Below are 22,791 nucleotides of genomic sequence, written 5' to 3'. Positions count from 1 at the left end.
GAATTATCTAAGTAAATAAGTATAAATCACCCCACAAAAAGAGGAGTATCACATTTGATAGAAAAGATGTGATGCTCCTTTTTATATTGCTGTAATATCTGGTTTATGTAAGAAAATTTTCTGACAGATTTTTCTGCTTTACAAAGTCTACAAAAATTTTGATGGCAGGGTTTGTGTTCGATTTGTTCCAGACGAGATCGGTCTGCAGGGTACGGGTTGCACCCTTCATTGGAATGTATTTTACAAGATTGCCAAAGCGTCGTTTTGTCTGTGCCATTAAATGAGAGATTCCTATACCGGCACCAACCTGTAAGACTAATGTTTCTACAGAATCGGCGATTAAAAAACCACCTTTTGGATGAAAATTATTTTCCGTGAGAAAGGAAAGTGTTTCGTTATAAGGTAAGTGTATATCGGTACCTTTGATTCCAATATAAGTTTCATCCTGCATGTCTTCTAATGTCAGAGCCGGATAATCAGCAAGTGGATGAGATGGGCTGACAATAAAAGCAAGTTCATCACGATAAAACGGGATATAGTCCATAGCGGGTTCCTGTTCTACTTCCATGTGAAGTTGAAAGGTCAGATCTATTAAGTTGGAAAATAGCATTTGCCGTATTACAGGAGCGTTATGCCAGCCAAGCGTCAGTTTGATATCGGGATATTCTGCCCGAAAATCCTGTAAAATCTGATCGAAACGTGCATACTCTACACCGGAACATGCGATATGCAGGTGCTTTTCTGGATGGGAACCAATGTGTTGTACTTTTTTGGTTAATCCATCAAGGGCATCCAGAATGGTCGGAGCCTCATAAAATAAAGTTTTCCCTGCCGGAGTCAGATTGACGAGACGATTGTTACGTTCAAGCAGTTTAACACCTAATTCTTTCTCAAAATCGGAAATCTTTTTACTGAGTGCAGGTTGACTGATAAAAAGTTCCTCAGATGCTTTTGTGAAATTTTGATGTTTGGCAACGCAGAGGAAAGCGTTCAATTTTTGTATATCCATGATCATAGTTATCCTTTATTAAGACTTCTTTCATTATATCTTGAATAAAGATAATTTACAATAAAAAGAAAGAGACTTCCATTCTGTGAGAAAAATGCTATAATGAGAAAAGTTTCTCAATTACTGACAGCTATTTAATATAACATAAGAGGAAAATAAGACATTATGACATTAAAAGAATTGGAAATTGGAAAAAGTGCGGTGATCAAAACAGTAGGTGGCGAAGGTGCCCTGCGTCAGCATTTTTTAGATATGGGAATGATACCGGGAGCGGAAGTGACGGTGGTAAAGCTTGCGCCGATGGGAGATCCGATGGAACTACAGATTCACGGCTATGAACTGACACTGCGTCTGGCGGAAGCGGATCAGATTGAAATTGATCCGATCGGAAAACGAAGCAATGAACATAAGCGCACAGTAAAGGAACTGGGTTCCAAACATCCGGGAATCGGTGAGACGGGAAAGTTTCATTCGAAAAAAGATGAAAATCCACTGCCGGAAGGTACAACATTGACCTATGCGTTAGTAGGAAATCAGAACTGCGGAAAGACAACATTATTTAATCAGCTAACGGGTTCTAACCAGCATGTGGGAAATTTCCCGGGTGTTACCGTTGACCGAAAAGATGGTTCCATCAAGGGACACCCGGAGACAGATGTGACGGATCTTCCGGGTATTTATTCCATGTCTCCGTATAGCAGTGAGGAAATTGTATCACGAAATTTTGTCCTTGATGAAAAGCCGAAGGCGATTATTAACATTCTGGATGCGACAAATATTGAGCGAAATCTGTATCTGACGATGCAGCTGCTTGAGATGGATATCCCAATGGTTGTGGCATTGAATATGATGGACGAAGTAATTGGCAATCAGGGATCTATTGATGTCAATGGAATGGAAGCACTGCTTGGCGTTCCGGTGATTCCGATTTCTGCAGCTAAAAATCAGGGCGTAGATGAATTGATTACCCATGCACTGCATATTGCAAAATATCAGGAACGCCCATTGCGACAGGATTTTTGTGATAAAAGTGATCATGACGGATCTGTCCATCGCTGTATTCATGCGGTGATTCATCTGATTGAGGATCATGCGCAGACAGCAGATATTCCTGTACGATTTGCGGCAACCAAAGCAATTGAGGGAGATCCGCTGATTCTGGAACAGCTGAAATTGGATCAGAATGAGCGGGAAATGCTGGAGCATATTGTACAGCAGATGGAAACAGAACGTGGAATTGATCGAAGTGCAGCCATTGCAGATATGCGTTTTGACTTTATTGAGCGTCTGTGCGAGCAGACCGTTGTAAAGCCAAAGGAGAGCAAAGAGCGGATCCGAAGTGAAAAAATTGACCGGATCCTGACTGGAAAATATACGGCTATTCCGTGTTTCATCGGAATTATGGTGCTTGTATTTTATCTGACCTTTAACGTGATAGGAGCCGGCCTTCAGACATTACTGGAAATAGGAATTGATAAACTGTCGGGCCTTGTGGATGCTGCAATGACGGCCACTCACGTCAATGGTGCAATGCACAGCCTTGTCATTGACGGAATCTTTATCGGTGTGGGAAGTGTATTAAGTTTCCTGCCGATCATTGTAACGTTATTTTTCTTCCTATCTTTGATGGAAGATAGTGGTTATATTGCCAGAGTGGCATTTGTCATGGACAAATTGCTGCGAAAAATCGGACTTTCCGGCCGAAGCATTGTACCAATGCTGATTGGATTTGGATGTACCGTTCCGGCTGTTATGGCAACACGAACCCTGACCAGTGAGCGTGACCGGAAGATGACCATTTTACTGACACCGTTTATGAGTTGTACGGCAAAACTGCCAATTTATTCATTTTTTGTCAGTGCATTTTTCCCAAAACGTGGTGGCTTTATCATGGCAGGATTATATTTGCTTGGCATCGGTGTCGGAATTTTAATAGCGTTTCTTTATAAAGGAACTTTATTTAAAGGTGAACCGGTTCCGTTTGTTATGGAGTTGCCAAATTACCGTTTACCGGGAGCAAAAAATGTGGCACAGCTTTTGTGGGAAAAAGCCAAAGATTTCCTGCAACGTGCATTTTCGGTTATTTTTATCGCAACAATCGTGGTTTGGTTCCTGCAGAGCTTTGATCTGCATATGAATATGGTTGCGGATTCCGCAGACAGTATCCTTGCTGCAATATCTGGTATTCTGGTGCCGATTTTCCGTCCACTTGGTATGGGTGACTGGAGAATCTGTACCTCCCTGATCAGCGGATTTATTGCAAAAGAAAGCGTTGTATCAACGATGGAAGTACTGTTTGGCGGAAGTATCGGAACAATGATTTCTTCTCTGACGGCAGCATCTATTCTGGTGTTCAGTCTGTTATATACACCGTGTGTGGCAGCTATCGCATCCATTAAGCGGGAACTTGGTGCAAAATGGGCGGTTGGTGTAGTCATCTGGCAGTGTGTCATTGCATGGATTGCGGCACTGATTGTGCATTTGATCGGATTATTTGTTGGAATAGTGTAAGTTAAGATGGAAAAAATGAAGCAGGCGTGGATTAATTTGTAGAGGTAGCAGGTGGTTTAACGTAACGTAGTAGAAGTGGCAGAATAACGTTTTTCTCAGAAAGCATATCAGTTAGCTGAGGCGGCAAACGTTATTCTGCCACTTCTCATTATTGTCTGTAAAACATATGTTTGATATAATGATTACAGGGAAGGATTGTGGGAGTGCAAAGCACGGAACAATCCGTGTAATCAAGATTTGGGTGTTTTGACACCCAAATCATATAATGAAATATAAACGTGCGGACAGAAAAGTCTGCACATGTAGTATCGTATGAGAAAAATCAAAATAATAAGTAAAGGACAGGCATCATATGAAGTTTTTTCATTTATCGGATCTTCACATCGGATTAAAACTGATCAACCGTGATCTGCGGGAAGATCAGGAATATATTTTGCATCAGATTACGGAGCTTGCAGTGAAGGAACAGCCGGATGCACTGGTGATCGCCGGAGATATTTACGACAAGGCGGTTCCGTCAGCAGAAGCCATGGAAGTATTAGATGGATTTATTTCTGAACTGACGGAAAAATTGCCGGATCTTGTGATCATGATGATTAGCGGCAACCATGACAGCGCCATCCGTGTAAACTGTTATCGAAATGTGCTGGCGCGGCAGAATCTTCATATGATCGGTCTGCCACCGGTTCGCCCGGAGGAATGGATGGAAAAAATTATATTGCAGGATGCATACGGATCGGTAAATTTTTATCTGTTGCCGTTTGTGAAACCTTCCATGGTAAAACAAATTACGGGAACAGATGAAAAGGGAAATAATCTGTCTTACGATGAGACAATCCGACGCCTGATCGCGCGGGAAGACATCGATGGGTCAGAGCGAAATGTGTTTGTCAGTCATCAGTTTTATCTGCCGGTTGGAAAAGATGCAGATGAAATCGAGCGTATGGATTCGGAAATTCATACTGTGGGAAATATTGATGAAGTGTCTGCGGAAGTATTGCAGGTGTTTGATTACGCGGCGTTGGGACACATTCATAAACCAATGAAGGTGGGAAGTGAATATTACCGTTATTGTGGAACACCATTGGCTTGTTCTGTCAGTGAGGCAGGACAGGAAAAAGGCGTGATCGAGGTAGAACTTGGAGAAAAAGGTAAGGTGCAGACACGGGTACTCCCGTTAAAACCGTTACGACAGATTAAAGTTTTGAAAGGAAGTACAGAGGAAGTATTGGCGCAGTCCTGTGAAGACTATATATCTGTGACATTGACAGATCAGCCGGATTTTGATACGCAGGATCGGATTCGAGCGGCATTTCCATATTTGTTAGAAATCCGTCGGGAAATGCTGACGCAGCGGGATTATGCAGCGGCATGGAAAGCACAGGAAAAAATCGATCCATTTGACATCTGCTGTTCGTTTCTTGGTGATGCTACAGACGAGGAAAAAGAAATTTTACAGGATGTGGTGAACACGGTATTTACGGGAGGTGTTGCGGAATGAAACCGTTGAAATTAACGATGCAGGCGTTTGGCTCCTATGTAAAACCGGGAACCATTGATTTTGAAAAGCCGGAGCAGAATCTGTTTCTGATCACAGGCGATACCGGTGCGGGAAAGACGACGATTTTTGATGCAATCGTATTTGCTTTGTATGGAGAAGCGAGTTCCGGTGCAAATAAAAAAAGCGGAAATGAATTGCAGAGTCAGTATGCAAAGCCGGATTTAGATCCTGTCGTGGAGTTGACATTTTCAGAAGGAGATGGCGCCAACCGACAGGTTTATACGGTGCGTAGAACCCCGCGGCATATCCGTCCGTTGAAACGCGGAACCGGAACGAAAGAAGAAAAAGAGACAGTATCCCTGATTTTGCCGGATCAGACGGAATTTTCCCAGAATAAAAAGGAAACGGATGAGAAACTGGTGGAGATTCTGGGGCTGACCAAGGGGCAGTTTATGCAGGTTGCCATGATTGCCCAAGGGGAATTTATGGAATTGCTGCGGGCAAAATCCGACGAGAAAAAGGTCATTTTCCGAAAGCTGTTCAATACAGAACCATATCAGAAAATTGTGGAAGAATTGGGACAACGCCGCAAGGAAAAACAGCAGGAAATCGCGGTGATCCGCACCGAGTGCCAGACCGAAGCCGGACATATCGAAATACCGGAACCGTATCAGCGTGCGGACATTGTGCGGGAACTCAAGGAAAAAGTGATCCGTTCGGAACGGTTTCTTGTGACCGATATGGAGAAGCTGCTGGAAGAATTGGAGCATTTGTGCGCATATTTGCAGGAAAAGCAGCAGGAGATAAAAGTGCAGGTTCAGGCAGCAGAGCTGGAAAGAAACCAGACGCAGGAGAAATTTGCGAAAGCAGAGCAGCTTTTGCAGGCGTATCAGCAGCTGGAGCAGGCAAATACAGTTCTGGATGAGTGCAAAGAGCAAGCGGAGCAGATAAAAAAAAAGGAAGTGTTGACCGGGCAGATTCGCAGTGCCTATGAGATTCAGAGTGGTTTTAAGCGTTTGCAGGATAGCATGCAATTGATCGAAAATACCGAAAAAGAGCTCCAAAACTGTGAGCAGCAGATGCCGGAATTATTGAAAAATGTACAGGAAACTGTGAAACAGGAAAAAACAGCCGGAGCAAAACAGCAGAAGCAGAATGCGGCATACAATCGTGTGGCAGAGCGTGTCAATCAAGCACTTGAGACGTTCCAGAAGGTTGCAGATGTGACGGCGCAGATACAGAAAAAAGAAGCGGAGCAGAAATCAGCAGAACAGGCAGCAAAAGAGGCAGAAGAAAAGCAGAAACAATTAGAGACTCGGATTCAGCAGTGGAAAGCGCAGGAGGAAGCAAAAAAAGATGCACCGACGAAGCTGGCTTACTGGGAAAATCAGAAAAAAGAAGCAGAAGCGTTGGCAGAGGAAGTAAAAGAAGCAAAGAAACTGCATGAGGAATTGGGAAAACAAAAGAAAGTGGTAGAAGCTGAGCAGAAAGCGTTTTCAGAAGCCAGCAAGAGCTATCAGGAAGCACATGGCAGATACGAAAACATGCGTCAGATTTTTTTCAACATGCAGGCGGGGCTGATTGCAAAGGAACAGTTAAAACCGGGGCAGCCATGTCCGGTGTGTGGTTCTGTGGAGCATCCAGCTCCCTGCGAACTTGCGGAGGAGCACAGTGAGATCACCCGGGAAAAACTGGATGAGATGAGCCTGAAAATCGAGAAACTGCAGGCAGAGCAGGAGGCTTGTGCGTCGAAAGCGCATGCCGCAGGTGCGCTGGCAGATGAGAAAGAGCAGATTGCAGAAAATGCGGTTGAAAAGTTGTTCGGACATATGAAGAACAGCTTAAAAGAAATTCCGGAAACGATGGAATTTGCTTTGGCAGAGGCGGTTGTAGAAGGTAGTCAAAAAGAACTTGAATTAGAAGGAAAACAACTGCTTGCAGATGTAAAGTTGTTGAAAAAAGTGCAAAATCAGTTGCAGAATGCAGAAACTGAAAAAGTGCAGCTGGAAGAAGCATTACAGAAAGCAAAGAAATATCAGCAAAATGTACAGACAGAGCTTGAGAGCAGCCGTGCGGTATTAAAAAATCTTACCGGTTCGCTTACTTTTACATCGAAAGAAGAGGCGGAGCATGAGTTAGAAAGCGTAAATGCAGCCAAGATGCAAGCGGAGGAAGTCTATGCGAAGGCAGCGAAGCTGACGGAGCGGGCAAGACAGACGCTGGATAAGGTGCAGGCGCTGGAAAATCGCTATCGGGAGGAACTCCCGAAGCTTGTGGAAGCGCGGCAGCAGCGCCAGACAGAATACGCAGAATTGTTGACAGAACGTGATCTGGCGGAAGAAGAATGGCAGGAACTGACACAGACTTATACGGCAAAAGATGCAGAAACATTTCAACAGAAAATCAATATCTACAAAGAAAAACTGGCGCGGACGCAGGGCATTTATACTTCAGCAAAAGAGCAGATTGGGGAGCAGGACAAACCAGATATGGAAGCAATCAGTCAGAAGCGTGAAGAAACAGAAAATCAGCTACAGAACCTGAGAAATAAGCAGGAACAATGGAATCAGTATACACGGACGGATTGTGCAACCTATGATATTTTGAAGCCCAAAATGGAAAGCCGTGCGCAGATTCTGGCGCAGCATCAGCGAATCAATGAGCTGTACAACCGGCTGGCAGGCAACGTCAGCGGTTCCCGAATGGATCTGGAAACCTTTGTGCAACGGCAATATCTGGAGAAAATTCTGTATGCGGCAAACCGGCGTTTTCTGGAAATGTCTGCTGGACAGTTTGAACTGCGAATGTATGATCTGGAGAAAGCCGGGGAGGGACGAAACCATGGTCTTGATCTGATGGTATATTCTGCTGTAACCGGAAAGGTGCGGGAAGTTCGTACCTTATCCGGTGGAGAATCCTTTATGGCAGCATTATCACTGGCGCTTGGCATGGCTGATCAGATTCAGGAAAGCTCCGCTGCAATTCATTTGGACGTGATGTTTATCGATGAGGGATTTGGTTCCTTGGATGAACATTCCAGAAACCAGGCCGTGCGTGTGCTACAGGAGATGGCAGGTGGAAGCAAGTTGATTGGTATCATTTCTCATGTGACGGAATTAAAGCAGGAGATTGACGATCAGCTTATTGTAAATAAGGATGAAAACGGAAGTAATGTGCGCTGGCAAATCAGCTGAATATAAAATCACTGCGTCCATGAGCAAGTAGCGAAAGCGGATTGCGAATGTCCGCTTTACAAATAACAGGAATATCGGTATGATTTTAAGAAACAGGAGGAACAGAACATGAAAGTTTTAATGTTAAATGGCAGTGCAAAAACCAATGGAAATACATACAGATCTTTACTGGAAGTAGGAAAACAGCTGGAAAAAGAAGGAATTGAATATGAAATCTTCCAGATTGGTGGTGAGCCGGTGCGTGACTGTATTGGATGTAATCAATGTTCAGAAAAAGGCTGCGTTTTTGACAATGACAAGGTAAATGAGTTTATCGCAAAAGCAAAAGAATCAGACGGGTTTGTGTTTGGTACACCAGTGTATTATGCACATCCAAGCGGACGGATCATGTCATTTCTGGATCGCGCATTTTACAGCAGTGGAGCATCGTTTTCATTTAAGCCGGGTGCATCTGTGGCGGTAGCGCGCCGTGGTGGTACGACAGCATCTTTTGATGCGATGAACAAATATTTTGGCATTTGTCAGATGCCGGTGGTTGGTTCTACTTACTGGAATCAGGTACACGGAGCAGTTCCGGGAGAAGCAGAAGAAGATGCAGAAGGTCTGCAGACTATGCGAAATCTTGCCAGAAATATGGCGTGGATGCTGAAATGTTTTGAAGCTGGCAAGGCAGCAGGTGTGGCTTTGCCACAGACCGAGCGCGATTATAAGACAAACTTTATCAGATAGCAGAGAGAGTAAATACAACGGTGGATAGAAAAATGGCTATATTAGGAATTGATCTTGGAACGACAAATTCATTAGGTGCTGTGTATCGAAATGGAAAGGTAGAGTTGATCCCGAACCGGTTTGGATCATTTTTGACACCGAGTGTTGTGAGTGTGACCGAAGATGGCAGTGTTTTGACCGGACAGATCGCAAAGGAGCGTCTGATCACACATCCAAAGGATACAGCATCTTCTTTTAAAAAGGATATGGGAACGGATCGGAAATATGTGCTTGGTGGGAAAAGTTTCCTGCCGGAAGAACTATCGGGATTTATTGTCAATGCGATTGTGGAGGATGCAAAAGCATATCTTGGAGAAGAAATTAAGGATGTGATTATTTCGGTTCCAGCATATTTTCATGATAAACAGCGCGTGGCGACAAAACGGGCTGGTGCATTGGCAGGAGTGAACGTAAGAAGAATCGTAAATGAGCCGAGTGCGGCTGCACTGGCATCTTATTTTGATACACAGAATGAGCAGCTGTTTCTGGTATTTGATTTCGGCGGGGGTACGCTGGATGTTTCTGTTGTGGATTGTTTTGACACTATGGTAGAAATCCTGGCGGTATCCGGAGACAATCATCTGGGTGGTGATGATTTCAACGAGGCTATTGCAGAGGGATTTCTGCAAGAACATCAGTTACAGAAAAGTAGTTTGAGTGGCACGGAGTATGCCATTTTATTGCGGCAGGCGGAGAAATGCAAGATTGCTTTGTCCACAGAGCGGGAAGCAAAGATGACAGCGGTGCTTGGCGGTCAGACATATCAGAGCGTATACACAAATGAGCGGGTAATGCGGGAAAGTTCTGCTGTATGGAAGCGGATTCAGACAGTGCTGCGGCATGCGCTGCGGGACAGCCGTGTGGATCTGGAGGATATTGATGCAGTGATCCTGGCGGGTGGATCCGGTAAAATGCCACTGGTGCAGTCTTATATGGAACAGCTTTTTGATCAGACACCGCTGGTTACCGGATTCAGTGATCAGCTGATTGCTCGGGGACTGGGGCTGGTGTGCGGCGTGATGGAACGGAAAGATGAAGTGCGGGATTATATTTTGACAGATATTTGTCCATTTACACTGGGGACCAGTGTTCATAATGAAGCAGATTCGAATCATCCGTACATGAGTGCTATCATCGAGCGTAACACGATTCTTCCGTGTTCCAGAATTCATCGTTTTTCCACGGCTTCGGATTATCAGAAGGAAGTGAAAATTGATATTTTGCAGGGAGAAGAACCTTATGCGGAGGACAATGTGCAGCTTGGTGTGATCACAACACTGGTTCCAAAGAAAAAAAGAGGCGAGGAATCCGTGGATGTCCGTTTCACTTACGATATTAACGGTATTTTAGAGGTTGAAGTAACGGTTGTTTCTACTGGAAAAAGTGTGACGAAAGTACTGTCCCAGAACATGGATGAAAAAGAACTGGAAAAAAGGATGAAACAGCTGGAAAAGTTAAAGGTACATCCAAAAAACCTGACGGAGAATCAACTGATTCTGGAGCAATTGCAGGCACTTTACGAAGAAACTTTGCCAGAGACCCGGGAAATGCTCATGTATCATATTCAGCAGTTTGAAGGTGTTTTGGCACTGCAGGATCCACGGAGGATTCGGAAATATCGGGAATATCTGGAACGAATGATCGCGTCGTTGGAGAGCTATGATCCATTTGAGGGAAAACTGGATTTCCCGGAGTGGAAGGATGACAACGATGATAATGATGAAGGCGAAGAATAAGAAATATAGAGCAAACAGACACTTTTGGAGGAGGCAGTGAGATGTATGAATCAGAAGCGTATGAGATTTTACATATCAAACGAGGAAGTTCGCAGGAAGAGATAAAAGAAGCTTATGCAGCTTTATCAAAACAGTACCATCCGGAAGAGCATCCGGAAGAGTTTCAGCGAATTCATGAGGCGTATATGACGTTGCGCAGACGGAATCGCGGACGCAGAGCGGATAGTCAAAATCAGGAATCGGAGCAGAAGAATGCAACAGAAGAGGTTTCAATGGAAGAGTCGGAAGAAAGCCGGAATCAGGATGTTTTAGAAGAACGTGCAGAACCGGAAGTTCAGAATGAAACCTATGATATGGAATCTTCAAAGGAGTATAATACAGAAGAAAATCGTGCAGATCCGTCGGAAGGGGAAGCACAGCAGGAGTCTGTACCGCAGTACGATTTTGATGAAGTAATTGAAAAAAACGAGCGCAAGGACGAACAGCGCCTGATTTTGCTGATCCAGAAAGCACTTGTAGAAATGGAAATGTTGTTAAAACCGCCATATTGTGACAAATTTAAGATGTTTCAGCAGTTTTTCCAAAAGCCGGAGTATCAGACCGCGTTGAAGCAGCCTGCATTTATGGCATATTTTGCGGATATGTTGACAGATAGTCATCTCAAACCGATGATTTATGATCATATTATTGAATATTATCGTTTCCGTGGACTGGATCCGAACGAGATGTATGAGGAAGCGGCGAAGCTTTATTATGTATTAGATGACAAACGTGGCATGAAGAAAAAGAAAGTCGGGTTCTGGCAGGGGGTACTTCCGGTTGCGGTAATCGCAGGTATCCGGGCCGGTACAAGATCTGCAGATCCGGGAACCGCTGCGGGAAATCTTTTTGGTTTCCTGTTTGTGGTTGTCATTGTTATTGCGTTGATATTTATTTTATATCGGCAATTGTATAAGAATCATTCCAGCCTGTTTGCGCAGACCATTGTGTCATTGTTATTGACAATTTCACAGTTTGTCATATTGATGGGAGATTTTTATGCACCGATGATGGGGACCGGTACGGGAACATTACTTTCTGTTTTTCTGTGTTTAATGGGCATCATCTGGCTGATCGGTATCGGAATTGCAGCAATTATTAAGAAGATCAGAAGGTTATCTCGGAGATAGAGAGAAGTCAGTCTTTTTACTGAGAAAGGTGAAAAGACTGACAATTAAAAACGATTATATAAAAATAACAGAAAAGTATTGACAAAATGCTGGAGATGCGTTACTATAATCTCAACAAAAGAACTAAGAAACAGAGGTACAGTCCAATGAAATAAGAAGAAAGATTTCATAATTTAAGAATAGGAGGTACGGTCCAAAAGGAACATAAGGAATCAATTAATAAACTGAGAAAGTTGAAGGTGTAGACAATGAAATTACAGGAAATTCATTAAGAGCCCGGTCGAAAGAAGGAAAAATCGATCGGGCTAAAATTTTGTCTTTATTCAGATATGCTTTATAAAAAATGTAGATTCTGCTTTTGATGATAATTATCTTATATTTGCAAGTATCATTGCAAAATATCCCCACTCCCAATACAGAGATTCAAAGCTATTTTCCAGATATTCATAAATATCGTCATCTTCATAGCCTGTCATTCGGGTAAGAATGACAATGGATTCACGAACCGTTTCATATGCAAGCGAAGTCTGTCCGGAATTCAGCCAGGACAAAAACAGCCCATAGCGGATGGCCGCATATTCCATAGCGATCCATTGCATATGAATGATCATACTGTCAAGATCACCTCCAGGAAGTAAAAGATCGGAATAGATTTCGTTAGACAGAAAGGCATGGAGTAAAGGTTCATATTTTTTAAATTCAGAGTGAAAGTTTTTCCAACAATCGACCAGATCATAGTCAGATGTTCCAGCTGAAATCTGAGCCGCAAGTGAGAGCAACGGCGTCAGAAAACGAGTATACAATCCTTCTTTTTGATAATTGACAGCCAGATCCTGCAAAAGTTCGTTGCACTCATACAACATATCTTCCAGAGAAAAATCCATCTGATGGATAGCAGTGGATAATTCTGTAAGTGCCTCAACAGAAAAATAATCATCCAGCAGTGCGTTTGTCAGTTGTTCCTGTTCTGGAAATTCTGAAAGAATGTAAAAACATTCCATCAATGTCAGTTCCAGGGGCTGGCTTATATCCTGCGTAAGGTGAATGATCTGATCTCGAAGCTGAAAAAGCAGCGTTTCAATGTCATCAGCCGGAAGCTGTGAGACAACGTTTGGAAACTGGATATGAGGTTCGGTCTGCCAGAGGTCAAGAACCGCAGGACAGCCCGGCATCAGGGAAACTTCCGTATGGTTGGAAAAGTCGTGGTTTTCCCGTGGAAACATCGTGCAGGTTTCCGACAGAATGGAGTCACCGTGGGTCAGTACCAGCCTGCACAATTTGCTCTCCAGAAGAAACGGACATTTTTTGTGGTCGGTTAAAGTGATGATATATTGTCCGTCCCTGGTATAAGTATATTCGGATAATGAAGTATGCTGCAGTTCCATATTTTTTGGTGGCTTGATGCTGCACCAGCGGTCATAGGTGTCATCATCTACAGCAATTTTCCATTCCTGGCAGCAGGTGATGGGGCATTTGTCAGCAATACATGTAAATTTTTTATAGTAATCAGGTGCGTAAATCTGCATATTTTGTTCTTCCTTTTTTTCTGTATTGTAGCATGGGGCATATTTTTTTCCAATCCATGCACAAAAAATATTTCACAAAATTGCAAAAAATCCAAAATCTGAAAAAATACCAAAAACGATTTTTTTTGTTGAAAAAGGGCGATAATACAGGATTTACCGGCTTTTGTGCAACTTGTATAGTCGAAAAACGAGGGGAAAAAACCGGATTGACAGTCGGTATCATGGTGCATATACTGGAGCCACATCAAAATCTCAGGCAGAGACAGTTCCTGTTAGTTCGTTTGCCTGACCGGACATATCTTGATAAAAAATTCTGGCCGTTTTTGGCAGCAGATCCAATTTTGATGACAGCAAAGAAATTTTCAGGAGAAAGGAATGAAAACATGAAGAAAAAACAATTACTTACGATGCTGGGAGCAATGACACTGGCGTTGGTTCTGGGGGCAGCACCATTGGCACAGTCCGTTCTGGCAGCTGGAGGCACAGGAGTGGCAAGTCAGAGTGCTGTAATGGACGCATTGAGGGACAATGACATTATTGATGTCACAAGACGTGGATCTGTAACGATTCATAAGTATGATCTGACAGCGGCGGAAGCAGCAGGAGATTTCACCTCGGAAAGTGTGAGAGCAACTGGAGAGACGAATGCAGAGATTGAAAAAAAACTGGCGGATTATGCGGTTTCCGGCGTGCAGTTTTCCTGTCTGCGTGTGGGAAATGTGGAGACACACAGTGTGAATAACGGAACAAAAACAGTGGTGGAATTAGTGTATGAAATTCCGGAAAAGCTTGCGGAAATACTTGAACTGACAAAGGCAGACAGCATTCATATGGCATCTGCGGCGGAGGCAGAGCCCTGTCAGAATACAGGAGTCTGGCACTTTACCAGCCAGCAGATTTCAGATGCACTGGCGGCGATTTTGAAAGCGGATAATGTATCTGCAAAAAATGCACTGGAAAGTTATCTGTACGATTATGGAACAATGGATTCTACCACGGATCAGACTGCGGCAAAAGGGGTAATAAACCTGCCAAAGACAAATACAAATGGCGTTACATCCATCGAAGACCTGGATCTGGGATTGTATCTTTTTGTTGAGACAGAAGTACCGGAGCAGGTGACAGAAACGGTAAATCCGTGGTTTGTGCAGCTGCCGTTTACAAATGAGGGAACAAATGGGGGAGATTACTGGTTGTACGATATGTCTGTTTATCCAAAAAACCAGACCGGGAATCCAACGCTGGATAAGAGTGTGCGGAATGCGTACAGCAATACGGTATCTGCCAATGGGCAGACTGCGTCAGGAACGGATAAAAACAAAAGTGTCCACGCGGGAGCAGACTACGTGTCACGCAATGATTCAGAGTCGCTTGTGGTTTACCACGGACCAGAGCAGGGCGGGAACGAAGGCGATAAGACAAAGGCTGCTTATGTGGCAAATCGTGGTGGATATACCAGTGATGGGGTGACAGCCGGAAAAGATGGAACCGCGATCAGTACGGATTTTTCCTACCGTGATACAACAACTGCTTCCGAAGGTGATTTGCTGGATTACATTCTGGTATCAAAACTGCCACATATCAGTTCACAGGCAACGTATCTGAGTGAATACACTTTTACAGATACCTTGTCCAAAGGCATTGTGTACGGAAAAGATGTGAAGATTGCTTTTTATGACAATATGGCAGATGCCAATGCAAACAATACAGCGAATGCGGCGCTTTTGTGGAATCTGGCTTCCGGTGACTATTCACAGAATTACGTGGATGTGACTATTCAGGATCCAAATACCGGAGCGCATACCTCAGATGGATGCACCCGAATGATAGTATCCCTGACAGAGGAAGGACTTCGCGTGATTAACCAGGGTCTGCAGAATGTGAAAGGACTGGAACATGGGCTGTCAGATTATTACATGGTTGTATATTATACGGCAACCGTTAATTCGGATGAGTCTGTCATTTTAGGAGACGAGGGAAACCCAAACAATGTAAGTCTGATCTGGAGCCGTACTTCCGATGGCTTTTACAATATGCTGGAAGACCGTAATTACGTGTATTCCTATGGATTGAATCTGACGAAGACGTTTTCTGATCAGAAAGGAAGATTTGATCATGTAAAATTCAAATTATATAACAGTACGGATGCATATTATGTAGTGGCAGAGAAGTCGACAGAGAAGGATGGCGTGTACTATGTCACCGGAAAAACGACAGATCCCAAAAAAGCAACTGCGTTTACTCCGGCAGTAGCAGACGGAAAACTGATCGTAAATGGTACAGAGGCAGATACTTATCAGCTGACAGAGATTGAGACAGACGATGGTTACAATCTTCTGAAAAACCAGATTGTAATTGATATTTCTTCGACAGACCGCGATGTTATTGCTTCAGTGGCTGGAGTGACCGGCATGGATGCGGAGGCTGTAAAAGCAATTGTAGAAAATTATCAGGGTGGAATCTATGACGAAAATGAGAATCTTGTCACGGAGCAGATGGATGAACTGTTTGGTACAGAGGCTGGAGTGCCGGCTGCGGAACAGGCAAATGGACGTACCATCGGAAAGACGGATATGTACGTCGGAAAAATCAAACCGGCGAGCGCAACCGTAGATGATATTTCGGCCAATATGACGGATCAGAATGGAGCGGTATTGTTGTCTGTTAATAATACCAAAGGTTTTCTGCTTCCACAGACAGGTGGAAAAGGAATGTATCTGGTGACAATCCTCGGCGCAATTGCGGTAGCAGGCGGTTATTGCCTGGTTGTACGAAAAAAAGAGATGCATGAAAAATAAGATAAGAGCAGCTGTGGCAATTCTGCTTGTCTGTGGAGGACTCGGTATGGCGTTTTATCCATGGATCAGTAACTGGGCATATGACCGGACGGTACAGTCGGAAGTAAAAGTGTACGAGCGTGACACCGGAACGGCGGATGCCGGAGAGACAGAGCGGCAATGGAATCTGGTGAGACAATATAATAAAGCACTGGCAGATTCAGTGGTGACATTGACGGATCCTTTTGTCGCAACGGAAAAAGAAACAGGAACGTCTTTGAAGAAATTGTATGAGACGGCATTGCGAAGGAATGAGGATGGGCTGATGTGTTTTGTGGAAATCCCTAAAATTCAGGTATATCTTCCGGTATATCACGGTACCTCTGAACGGGTGCTGAAGTGCGGTGCGGGACACTTGCAAAATTCAGCCCTGCCAGCGGGAGATTTTGGCTGCAGACCGGTGATCTCGGCACATTCCGGGGTCAGTACATCAAAAATGTTCAGTGATCTTACTGAATTAGAAGAAGGTGATTTGTTTTACCTTCATGTACTGGAGCAGATTTTTGCTTATCGGGTATGTGAAATCCAGGTGATATGGCCGGATGAGACGGATATGCTGTTGGCACAGAAAGACCGGGATCTGGTCTCACTTCTGACATGTACGCCGTATGGCGTGAATACACAGCGTCTTGTAGTAACCGGGGAGAGGGCAAAAGATGATCTGCCCGGTTTCACGGAGAAGTCAGGGAAAGATGCAGTAGTCGGAACCTTGGAATCCGATTGGATGAAAAATTACAGACGGGCATTGACAGCAGGCGTGGCGATTGTAGCAGTAACGGTGATCAGTCATATGATGATACAGAAAAGAAAACGATCGCGCAGACGCATTTTTGAAGGAAGAGACAGTATTGGAAGCGGTGACAGAAGTGGGTAAGAGACGATCTGCTCGGAAAGTGCTCGGGTTTGGCCTGATCTTATGTGGTATCATGGTGATTTTGATTCCAAAACTAGAGGCGGTGAAAGTACAGCAGAACGGAGCTTCTGAGATTCAAAAAATTCAGGATCATGTGTTGGATGATGAAAAGAGGAATGCATTGTGGAATGAAATCTGCCGGTATAATCGGGAACTGTTTGAAAATGGACAGGCTGAATTTAAGGATGAGGAGACTGTAACACATCCACCGAAAATGTTGGAAAATCTGGAAACAGATTTATTTGGATATATTGCGATACCGGCGATGAACTGTCAATTACCGCTGTATCTGGGTGCTTCGCCAGAAAACATGGAGCGTGGAGCAGCGGTGCTTGGCGGGACATCTGTTCCGATAGGCGGAAATAATACAAACAGTGTAATTGCCGGACACCGGGGATGGAAGAAAAACAAATTTTTCAAGGAAATCGAAAAACTGTGTGCAGGAGATGTGGTAAATGTGACAAATCTATGGGAAACGCTTAATTATCGCGTGGAAAATGTAGAAGTGATAGAACCGGACGACAGTGAAAAGGTGAAGATTCAGGAGGGGAAAGATATGATTACTCTAATCACCTGTCATCCCTATCGTTCCGGTGGCAAATATCGGTATGTAGTTTACTGTGTGCGGGATGTCTGAGGAATCAGACGTTCGACTTGAATAAAAGTAAAAATGAGATAAGTACAAAAGATGTTTTGCCAAAAAGTTTAGAAAAGGTATGAGGTGGAAAAATTGAAACAAATGCAAAAAGGTACAAATCGTACAAAAAAAGCATGTTTGTGGCTGGCCGCCTGCGGAATATTAAGTCTGCAGATTCTGCTTCCGTGGCAGGCACATGCTGCAGAGGCAGGGGTCACGTGGAAGAAAGTGACTCAGGGAATCAATGAGCAGAATCAATATGTATACGATGGAAATAAAACCGACGGAACAATGTCCTCCCGTGTGTTGGAGAAGACATCCGCGGGCATATGGGGCTACATTGACAGGGGAACAGTGAAAAATACAGATTCTATTCTGACACCAAATGGAGACGGCTGGTGGCATGTGGTAAATGGCTGGGTAGACACTTCCAGTGGTGTATACAGTACAACGGACGGTGCATTTGAATTTGTAGACGGAAAACTGGATTGCACGGCAAATCAGACCGTTGTCAGATATCGAAGCCAGCGCCGCTATTTGCTGGATGGAAAAGTTGACGGGGCATATACAGGACTTGGTACAGATGAAAATGGAATATACTGGATTGCGCAGGGGGCTGTGAATGAGTCTTATACAAATGTGGTCAAAGATACAATTGGTCTGACAAATTCTGGCGGATGGCTTTATATCAAAAAGGGTGTTTTTGATGCGGATGCGGATACGATCGCGAAAAATGAAAATGGCTGGTGGAAAATACGGAATGGGCTGGTAGATTTTTCTTATAACGGTCTTGCGAAAAACGAAAATGGATGGTTTTATCTGCAGGATGGAAAAGTAAATTTCAGCTATAACGGTGTGGCACAGAATGAAAAAGGAATCTGGTATGTTGCCAATGGAAAAGTAGATCTTGGCTATAACGGACATGCGTACGGTTATTATTTTACCGGCGGAAAAGTGCAGTAAGGGAGGACTGGAAATGAGAAAACGAATAAAACGGATTTTCTGTGCGCTTGCGTCCGGTATGCTGCTTTGCGGATCCACTTTGCCGATAGGGGCTGGTTCTGTTATGACATATGCGGCAGAGGTTAATGAATGGCAGATGGAAAATCAGAATGAAACTGAGACGAAAGAACAGAGTGAGAATCTGAAACTGCCGGAAAGTCAAAATCAGAATCCGGAAGAAACTCGGAAACAGGCACAAAATGACGGGCTGGAGCAGATAGAAAGTCAGGACCAGTTAGAACTGGCATGGAATATAGCAACATTTGCGGCAAAAAATACGACGCTGACAAAGAGTACGAAGCAGATGTTTGCAGGATATTATCCGAGCGGAGCTTATGATTGTAAAGAATCGATTTTGTATCTGAATAACAGCTGGTGCTGGTGCATGGAACCGTCGCAGGTTATCGGAAATGTGGGAAGTGGTGTAAACTACGCACTGGCAAATAACGGAGATGCCTTGCAGTGGATAAAAAACCGTTTTGGCTGGAGCTGGGCAAAGAGTAATAATCTGAGCAAAGCAGTTTATTTTGCGAGAAGTTATTTTCCGGGGGATGCTAACTGTACGTACGCATTGATTCAAAATCTGGTCTGGTCAGAGATCACGAGCAGTGAAAGTCCGTCAGAGGCGGGCCGGTATTTACTGACAAATGGAGCGGAAAAATCCGCACATGTCTGCACACATCTGGATACGAAGGAAAAAGTGCAGGCGGCAATTCGCGGAGTATGGGCGAAAGTAAGCGAGTATCATAAGATGCCGTCTTATGACGGACAGATCATACATATTTCAGCAGGACAGTCCTGCTGGGTGCCGGATACGGGCAGCGCGACGAAAGACCTGACTTTTAACAGTCCCAGCGGAGTACAGGTAACAAAGGGAAATAACGATGGAATCTGGATTCGTACAGATGCATCGGCAGCAGGAAAATCGTTTACGATCAATTTTACAAAAAATACAGTGCCATCAGGAAACGAAGGGGTACTCGTATATGAAGCAACGGATAAGCGTCGTCAGGCAGTGGCACTGTGGAATTCAGCAATTACACCGGATTACGGTTCTGTTCGGGTGATCGTTGACAGAAATGAATATCTGAATGCAAAATACAAAGCCCGTGAGGCTGTTTCGCCGGCATTTGATCTGCACATTGAGAAGACGGACTCTGATACAGGCGAGCCGCTTGCAAATGCTGTATTTGATGTTTATATGGATGGAGTGAAAGCTGCATCTGTCACAACTGACAATGATGGAAAAGCAGCATATCACTGGAGGGGAGACGTGCTGTATACTTCTTATTATGAAGATACACAGCCGGTGCTGGTTTCTAGTGAGTGGAATCAGGCATACAATACCGCCAGAAATAATGTAAAAGAAAAAGTGGATCAGGCACTTGCAGATTTAAAAGAACAGACAAGGCATACATGGAAAGTTGTGGAGCGTCAGGCACCGGAAGGGTATGAATTAAATGAGACGGTATGGGAAGAAACGTTTGACCTGAATACAGAGGCAGTAGAAGTTGATTATACGGACCGACCGAAAAAAGGCTTTCTGAATATGAAAAAGATTTCTGCAAATCCGGGAATCACGGATAAAAATGCATGTTACAGTCTGAATGGCGCGGTGTATGGAATCTACGGGAGCGTGGAGGATGCAAAAGCAGACCATAACAGACTGGAAACTCTGACGACGGATGCAGATGGAAATTCCAATGAAATCGGACTGTATGCGGGTATCTATTATGTAAAAGAAGTAACCGCACCTGCGGGGTATGAACTCTGTAACGAAAAAGAAGACAGTCAGGCAGAAGCTGGTATCCATACGGTTGAGATAAGATCAAATGAGACAACGACGTTTACCTGTAAAGAAAAACCGGGGGACAATCCGTTTGCGCTGCTACTCCAGAAACTTGATCGGAGAACCGGATCCGTAACGGCATCCGGAACAGCTTCGGTCCGTGGTGCGATCTTTGAACTGAGCTATTTTGCAAATACGGATGGAACGATTGATTCTGCAGTCAGAAAATGGTATTTTAAAACAAATGAAAACGGCACTTTCAATTGTAATGAAGATCAGCAGGTTGTAGCAGAGTACCAGACAAATGACGGACAGTTTTTTCGGTCTGATGCGTTTTATCAGGATACGGAAGGCAGAACGGTGTATCCGGTGGGAACCTATCAGATAAGGGAAGTGAGTGCACCGTTATATTTTCAGAAATCTGGTCATATGCATTTTGTGACAAATAAAGCGGGAAATGCGGAGGTCACAGAAGGACTTACAGCTGTGATCCGTCAGGAAGCAAACGGTGGAAAGACACAGGTTTATGATGGCAGCCGGGTCATAGATGGAAAAATCGAAGCAGCTAATCTGAAAGTGGAAGCATATGATGAGCCACAGTATGGAAGCGTTACTATATATAAAGAAGAAACAGATGGAAGCAGAGCACCTCTGTCTGGGGTAAGGTTTAAAATGACAGGTCAAACAGATGGAACAGAGTATGAGGCGCAGACAGATGCGGATGGTAAGATCGTCTGGGAGCAGCTTGTTTCTCAAAAGTATGTGATCACGGAGATACAGACGGTAGACGGAAGAAGTCTGCTGAAGGAGCCGATTGAGGTGACACTTCCAATGGAAATGACCTGGGAGGAGATTCAGAGAAATGGTGCGGATCCGACACAAGCCTTGTTTGATGAGGTATCTGGAAAATATTGCTTCTATAATATAAGCCTGACAGTTGGAAACAGTGTAACTTTTGACTTGCCGATGACAGGTGGAAATCCAGTCGTAAGTTATGTGGTACTGAGCTGCGGTCTGGCAGCGGCTGCAGCAGGTGTTTTTATCCTGTTGAAAAGAAGCAACCGAAAGTATCACAAAAATGAAAAAATGAAAAAATAGAAACAATAAAAAAACAGAAAAAGAGGTTGACGAAGACTTGCTTCCTATGCTATAGTAGATGGGCGATGGAAGTAGGTCTTTTTTTTATGCCTAAAATTGAATGTACATGATTTATCATGGACAAACAGTTGCAAAGAAATTTAATGGAGGTGGAAAGTTGTGCGCGTAAAGATTACATTGGCATGCACAGAGTGCAAACAGCGTAATTACAACCTGACTAAGGATAAGAAAGCTCATCCTGAAAGAATGGAAGTAAACAAGTATTGCAAATTCTGTAGAAAGCATACATTACACAAAGAAACCAAATAATCCGGCGATGCAAAGGATGTGACAAACATGGAAGAAACCAAGAAAAATGATGTTCAGAAAAAGAGCTGGTTCACAGGTCTGAAAGCTGAATTTCAGAAAATTGTCTGGCTGGACAAAAAGTCACTTGGGAAACAGACAGTAGCAGTACTTGTTGTTTCCGTAATCCTGGGTGCAATTATCGCGGTGCTGGATCTTGGCATCCAGTATGGTGTTGATTTCCTTGTAAATCTGTAGGAAGGCAAAGGTGAGTTTTTATGGCTGAGGCGAACTGGTATGTGGTTCATACTTATTCCGGATATGAGAATAAGGTAAAAGCAGACATTGAGAAAACAATTGAAAACAGACATCTGGAGGATGAGATCCTTGAGGTTCGAATTCCGATGCAGGATGTTGTTGAATTGAAGAACGGTGCAAAAAAGCAGGTTCAGAAAAAAATGTTTCCTGGATATGTGCTCATCAATATGGTGATGAATGATGACACTTGGTATGTTGTCAGAAATACCAGAGGCGTTACCGGATTTGTTGGTCCGGGATCCAAGCCGGTGCCACTCACGGAAACTGAGATGAGACCATTGGGAATCAAAGATGAAAAAGTGGTAGTCGACTTCAAGGAAGGTGATACTGTTACAATCATTGGTGGTGTATGGAAAGACACCGTTGGTGTGATCCAGAACATGAATGAGAGCAAACAGATCCTGACTATCAATGTAGAGCTTTTCGGTCGCGAAACACCGGTAGAAATAAGTTTCGCAGAAGTGAAGAAAATGTAAGCGTAAGTAAAGGAACGATTAC

Annotated in this window: 16 protein-coding genes; 14 read left to right on the top strand and 2 right to left on the bottom strand. The window is 43.9% G+C overall.

Translation table 11 applies throughout. The annotated features are described in order from the left end of the window. Window positions 1-103: 103 nt before the first annotated feature. Entirely contained in the window at window positions 104-1,009 is a 906-nt protein-coding gene (locus Q0I54_RS06295; RefSeq protein ID WP_296117350.1) for a LysR family transcriptional regulator, read from the bottom strand. Window positions 1,010-1,174: 165 nt separating this feature from the next. Between Q0I54_RS06295 and feoB the strand changes: the two genes are divergently transcribed. The 6 genes from feoB (at window position 1,175) to Q0I54_RS06265 (ending at window position 11,888) form a co-directional block, all read left to right on the top strand. Beyond that, window positions 1,175-3,520, top strand: coding sequence for a ferrous iron transport protein B (gene feoB, locus Q0I54_RS06290; RefSeq protein ID WP_296117348.1), 2,346 nt, complete (start codon window positions 1,175-1,177; stop codon window positions 3,518-3,520). Between the two features lie 352 nt (window positions 3,521-3,872). Continuing rightward, a complete protein-coding gene (locus Q0I54_RS06285; protein ID WP_296117346.1) occupies window positions 3,873-5,021 on the top strand; it encodes an exonuclease SbcCD subunit D in 1,149 nt (382 codons plus the stop codon). Continuing rightward, window positions 5,018-8,215: an SMC family ATPase gene (locus tag Q0I54_RS06280; RefSeq protein WP_296117345.1), complete on the top strand. Its 3,198-nt coding sequence runs from the start codon at window positions 5,018-5,020 to the stop codon at window positions 8,213-8,215. Before Q0I54_RS06285 ends, Q0I54_RS06280 begins: the two co-directional genes overlap by 4 nt. 108 nt (window positions 8,216-8,323) lie before the next feature. Continuing rightward, window positions 8,324-8,944 carry a flavodoxin family protein gene (locus tag Q0I54_RS06275; RefSeq protein WP_296117343.1) on the top strand — a complete coding sequence of 207 codons (621 nt, stop codon included), beginning with the start codon at window positions 8,324-8,326 and terminating at the stop codon, window positions 8,942-8,944. Window positions 8,945-8,976: 32 nt separating this feature from the next. Beyond that, window positions 8,977-10,719, top strand: a complete 1,743-nt coding sequence (locus Q0I54_RS06270; protein WP_296117341.1) for an Hsp70 family protein — start codon at window positions 8,977-8,979, stop codon at window positions 10,717-10,719. Window positions 10,720-10,760: 41 nt separating this feature from the next. Further along, window positions 10,761-11,888 carry a J domain-containing protein gene (locus Q0I54_RS06265; protein ID WP_296117340.1) on the top strand — a complete coding sequence of 376 codons (1,128 nt, stop codon included), beginning with the start codon at window positions 10,761-10,763 and terminating at the stop codon, window positions 11,886-11,888. Between the two features lie 368 nt (window positions 11,889-12,256). Here the strand turns inward: Q0I54_RS06265 and fliB are convergent, their stop codons facing one another. After that, window positions 12,257-13,414 (bottom strand): flagellin lysine-N-methylase, encoded by a 1,158-nt coding sequence (gene fliB, locus Q0I54_RS06260; protein ID WP_296117339.1) that lies wholly within the window; start codon window positions 13,412-13,414, stop codon window positions 12,257-12,259. Between the two features lie 383 nt (window positions 13,415-13,797). Between fliB and Q0I54_RS06255 the strand changes: the two genes are divergently transcribed. From Q0I54_RS06255 to nusG, 8 genes are all read left to right on the top strand, one after another. After that, entirely contained in the window at window positions 13,798-16,212 is a 2,415-nt protein-coding gene (locus Q0I54_RS06255) for a pilin N-terminal domain-containing protein (RefSeq protein ID WP_296117337.1), read from the top strand. Beyond that, on the top strand, window positions 16,202-17,125 hold the full coding sequence (locus Q0I54_RS06250) for a class C sortase (protein WP_296117336.1): 924 nt from the start codon (window positions 16,202-16,204) through the stop codon (window positions 17,123-17,125). Before Q0I54_RS06255 ends, Q0I54_RS06250 begins: the two co-directional genes overlap by 11 nt. Next, complete coding sequence (locus Q0I54_RS06245) at window positions 17,082-17,801, top strand: class C sortase (protein ID WP_296117334.1); 720 nt, start codon at window positions 17,082-17,084, stop codon at window positions 17,799-17,801. Before Q0I54_RS06250 ends, Q0I54_RS06245 begins: the two co-directional genes overlap by 44 nt. 102 nt (window positions 17,802-17,903) lie before the next feature. Further along, window positions 17,904-18,764, top strand: coding sequence for a hypothetical protein (locus Q0I54_RS06240; RefSeq protein WP_367270788.1), 861 nt, complete (start codon window positions 17,904-17,906; stop codon window positions 18,762-18,764). Window positions 18,765-18,777: 13 nt separating this feature from the next. Next, window positions 18,778-21,690, top strand: coding sequence for a collagen binding domain-containing protein (locus Q0I54_RS06235; RefSeq protein WP_296117330.1), 2,913 nt, complete (start codon window positions 18,778-18,780; stop codon window positions 21,688-21,690). Between the two features lie 159 nt (window positions 21,691-21,849). Then, on the top strand, window positions 21,850-21,999 hold the full coding sequence (rpmG, locus tag Q0I54_RS06230; RefSeq protein ID WP_021740506.1) for a 50S ribosomal protein L33: 150 nt from the start codon (window positions 21,850-21,852) through the stop codon (window positions 21,997-21,999). A gap of 27 nt (window positions 22,000-22,026) precedes the next feature. Continuing rightward, a complete protein-coding gene (gene secE, locus Q0I54_RS06225; RefSeq protein ID WP_296117328.1) occupies window positions 22,027-22,233 on the top strand; it encodes a preprotein translocase subunit SecE in 207 nt (68 codons plus the stop codon). A gap of 20 nt (window positions 22,234-22,253) precedes the next feature. Then, entirely contained in the window at window positions 22,254-22,769 is a 516-nt protein-coding gene (gene nusG / locus Q0I54_RS06220) for a transcription termination/antitermination protein NusG (protein WP_296117326.1), read from the top strand. The last annotated feature ends 22 nt before the right edge of the window (window positions 22,770-22,791 follow it).

Origin of the sequence: uncultured Eubacterium sp. (assembly GCF_934295145.1) — a bacterium.
Classification (GTDB): domain Bacteria; phylum Bacillota; class Clostridia; order Lachnospirales; family Lachnospiraceae; genus Eubacterium_I.
This window is presented reverse-complemented; position numbering and strand designations above follow the sequence as displayed.

What these genes read in the sequence shown, in the direction of transcription:
- feoB (WP_296117348.1), top strand. Translation starts at nt 1,175, where the DNA reads ATGACATTAAAAGAATTGGAAATTGGAAAAAGTGCGGTGATCAAAACA.
- Q0I54_RS06270 (WP_296117341.1), top strand. Translation starts at nt 8,977, where the DNA reads ATGGCTATATTAGGAATTGATCTTGGAACGACAAATTCATTAGGTGCT.
- Q0I54_RS06250 (WP_296117336.1), top strand. Translation starts at nt 16,202, where the DNA reads ATGAAAAATAAGATAAGAGCAGCTGTGGCAATTCTGCTTGTCTGTGGA.
- Q0I54_RS06280 (WP_296117345.1), top strand. Translation starts at nt 5,018, where the DNA reads ATGAAACCGTTGAAATTAACGATGCAGGCGTTTGGCTCCTATGTAAAA.
- fliB (WP_296117339.1), bottom strand. Translation starts at nt 13,414, where the DNA reads ATGCAGATTTACGCACCTGATTACTATAAAAAATTTACATGTATTGCT.
- Q0I54_RS06295 (WP_296117350.1), bottom strand. Translation starts at nt 1,009, where the DNA reads ATGGATATACAAAAATTGAACGCTTTCCTCTGCGTTGCCAAACATCAA.
- Q0I54_RS06275 (WP_296117343.1), top strand. Translation starts at nt 8,324, where the DNA reads ATGAAAGTTTTAATGTTAAATGGCAGTGCAAAAACCAATGGAAATACA.
- Q0I54_RS06285 (WP_296117346.1), top strand. Translation starts at nt 3,873, where the DNA reads ATGAAGTTTTTTCATTTATCGGATCTTCACATCGGATTAAAACTGATC.
- Q0I54_RS06255 (WP_296117337.1), top strand. Translation starts at nt 13,798, where the DNA reads ATGAAGAAAAAACAATTACTTACGATGCTGGGAGCAATGACACTGGCG.
- secE (WP_296117328.1), top strand. Translation starts at nt 22,027, where the DNA reads ATGGAAGAAACCAAGAAAAATGATGTTCAGAAAAAGAGCTGGTTCACA.
- Q0I54_RS06235 (WP_296117330.1), top strand. Translation starts at nt 18,778, where the DNA reads ATGAGAAAACGAATAAAACGGATTTTCTGTGCGCTTGCGTCCGGTATG.
- Q0I54_RS06240 (WP_367270788.1), top strand. Translation starts at nt 17,904, where the DNA reads ATGCAAAAAGGTACAAATCGTACAAAAAAAGCATGTTTGTGGCTGGCC.
- nusG (WP_296117326.1), top strand. Translation starts at nt 22,254, where the DNA reads ATGGCTGAGGCGAACTGGTATGTGGTTCATACTTATTCCGGATATGAG.
- Q0I54_RS06265 (WP_296117340.1), top strand. Translation starts at nt 10,761, where the DNA reads ATGTATGAATCAGAAGCGTATGAGATTTTACATATCAAACGAGGAAGT.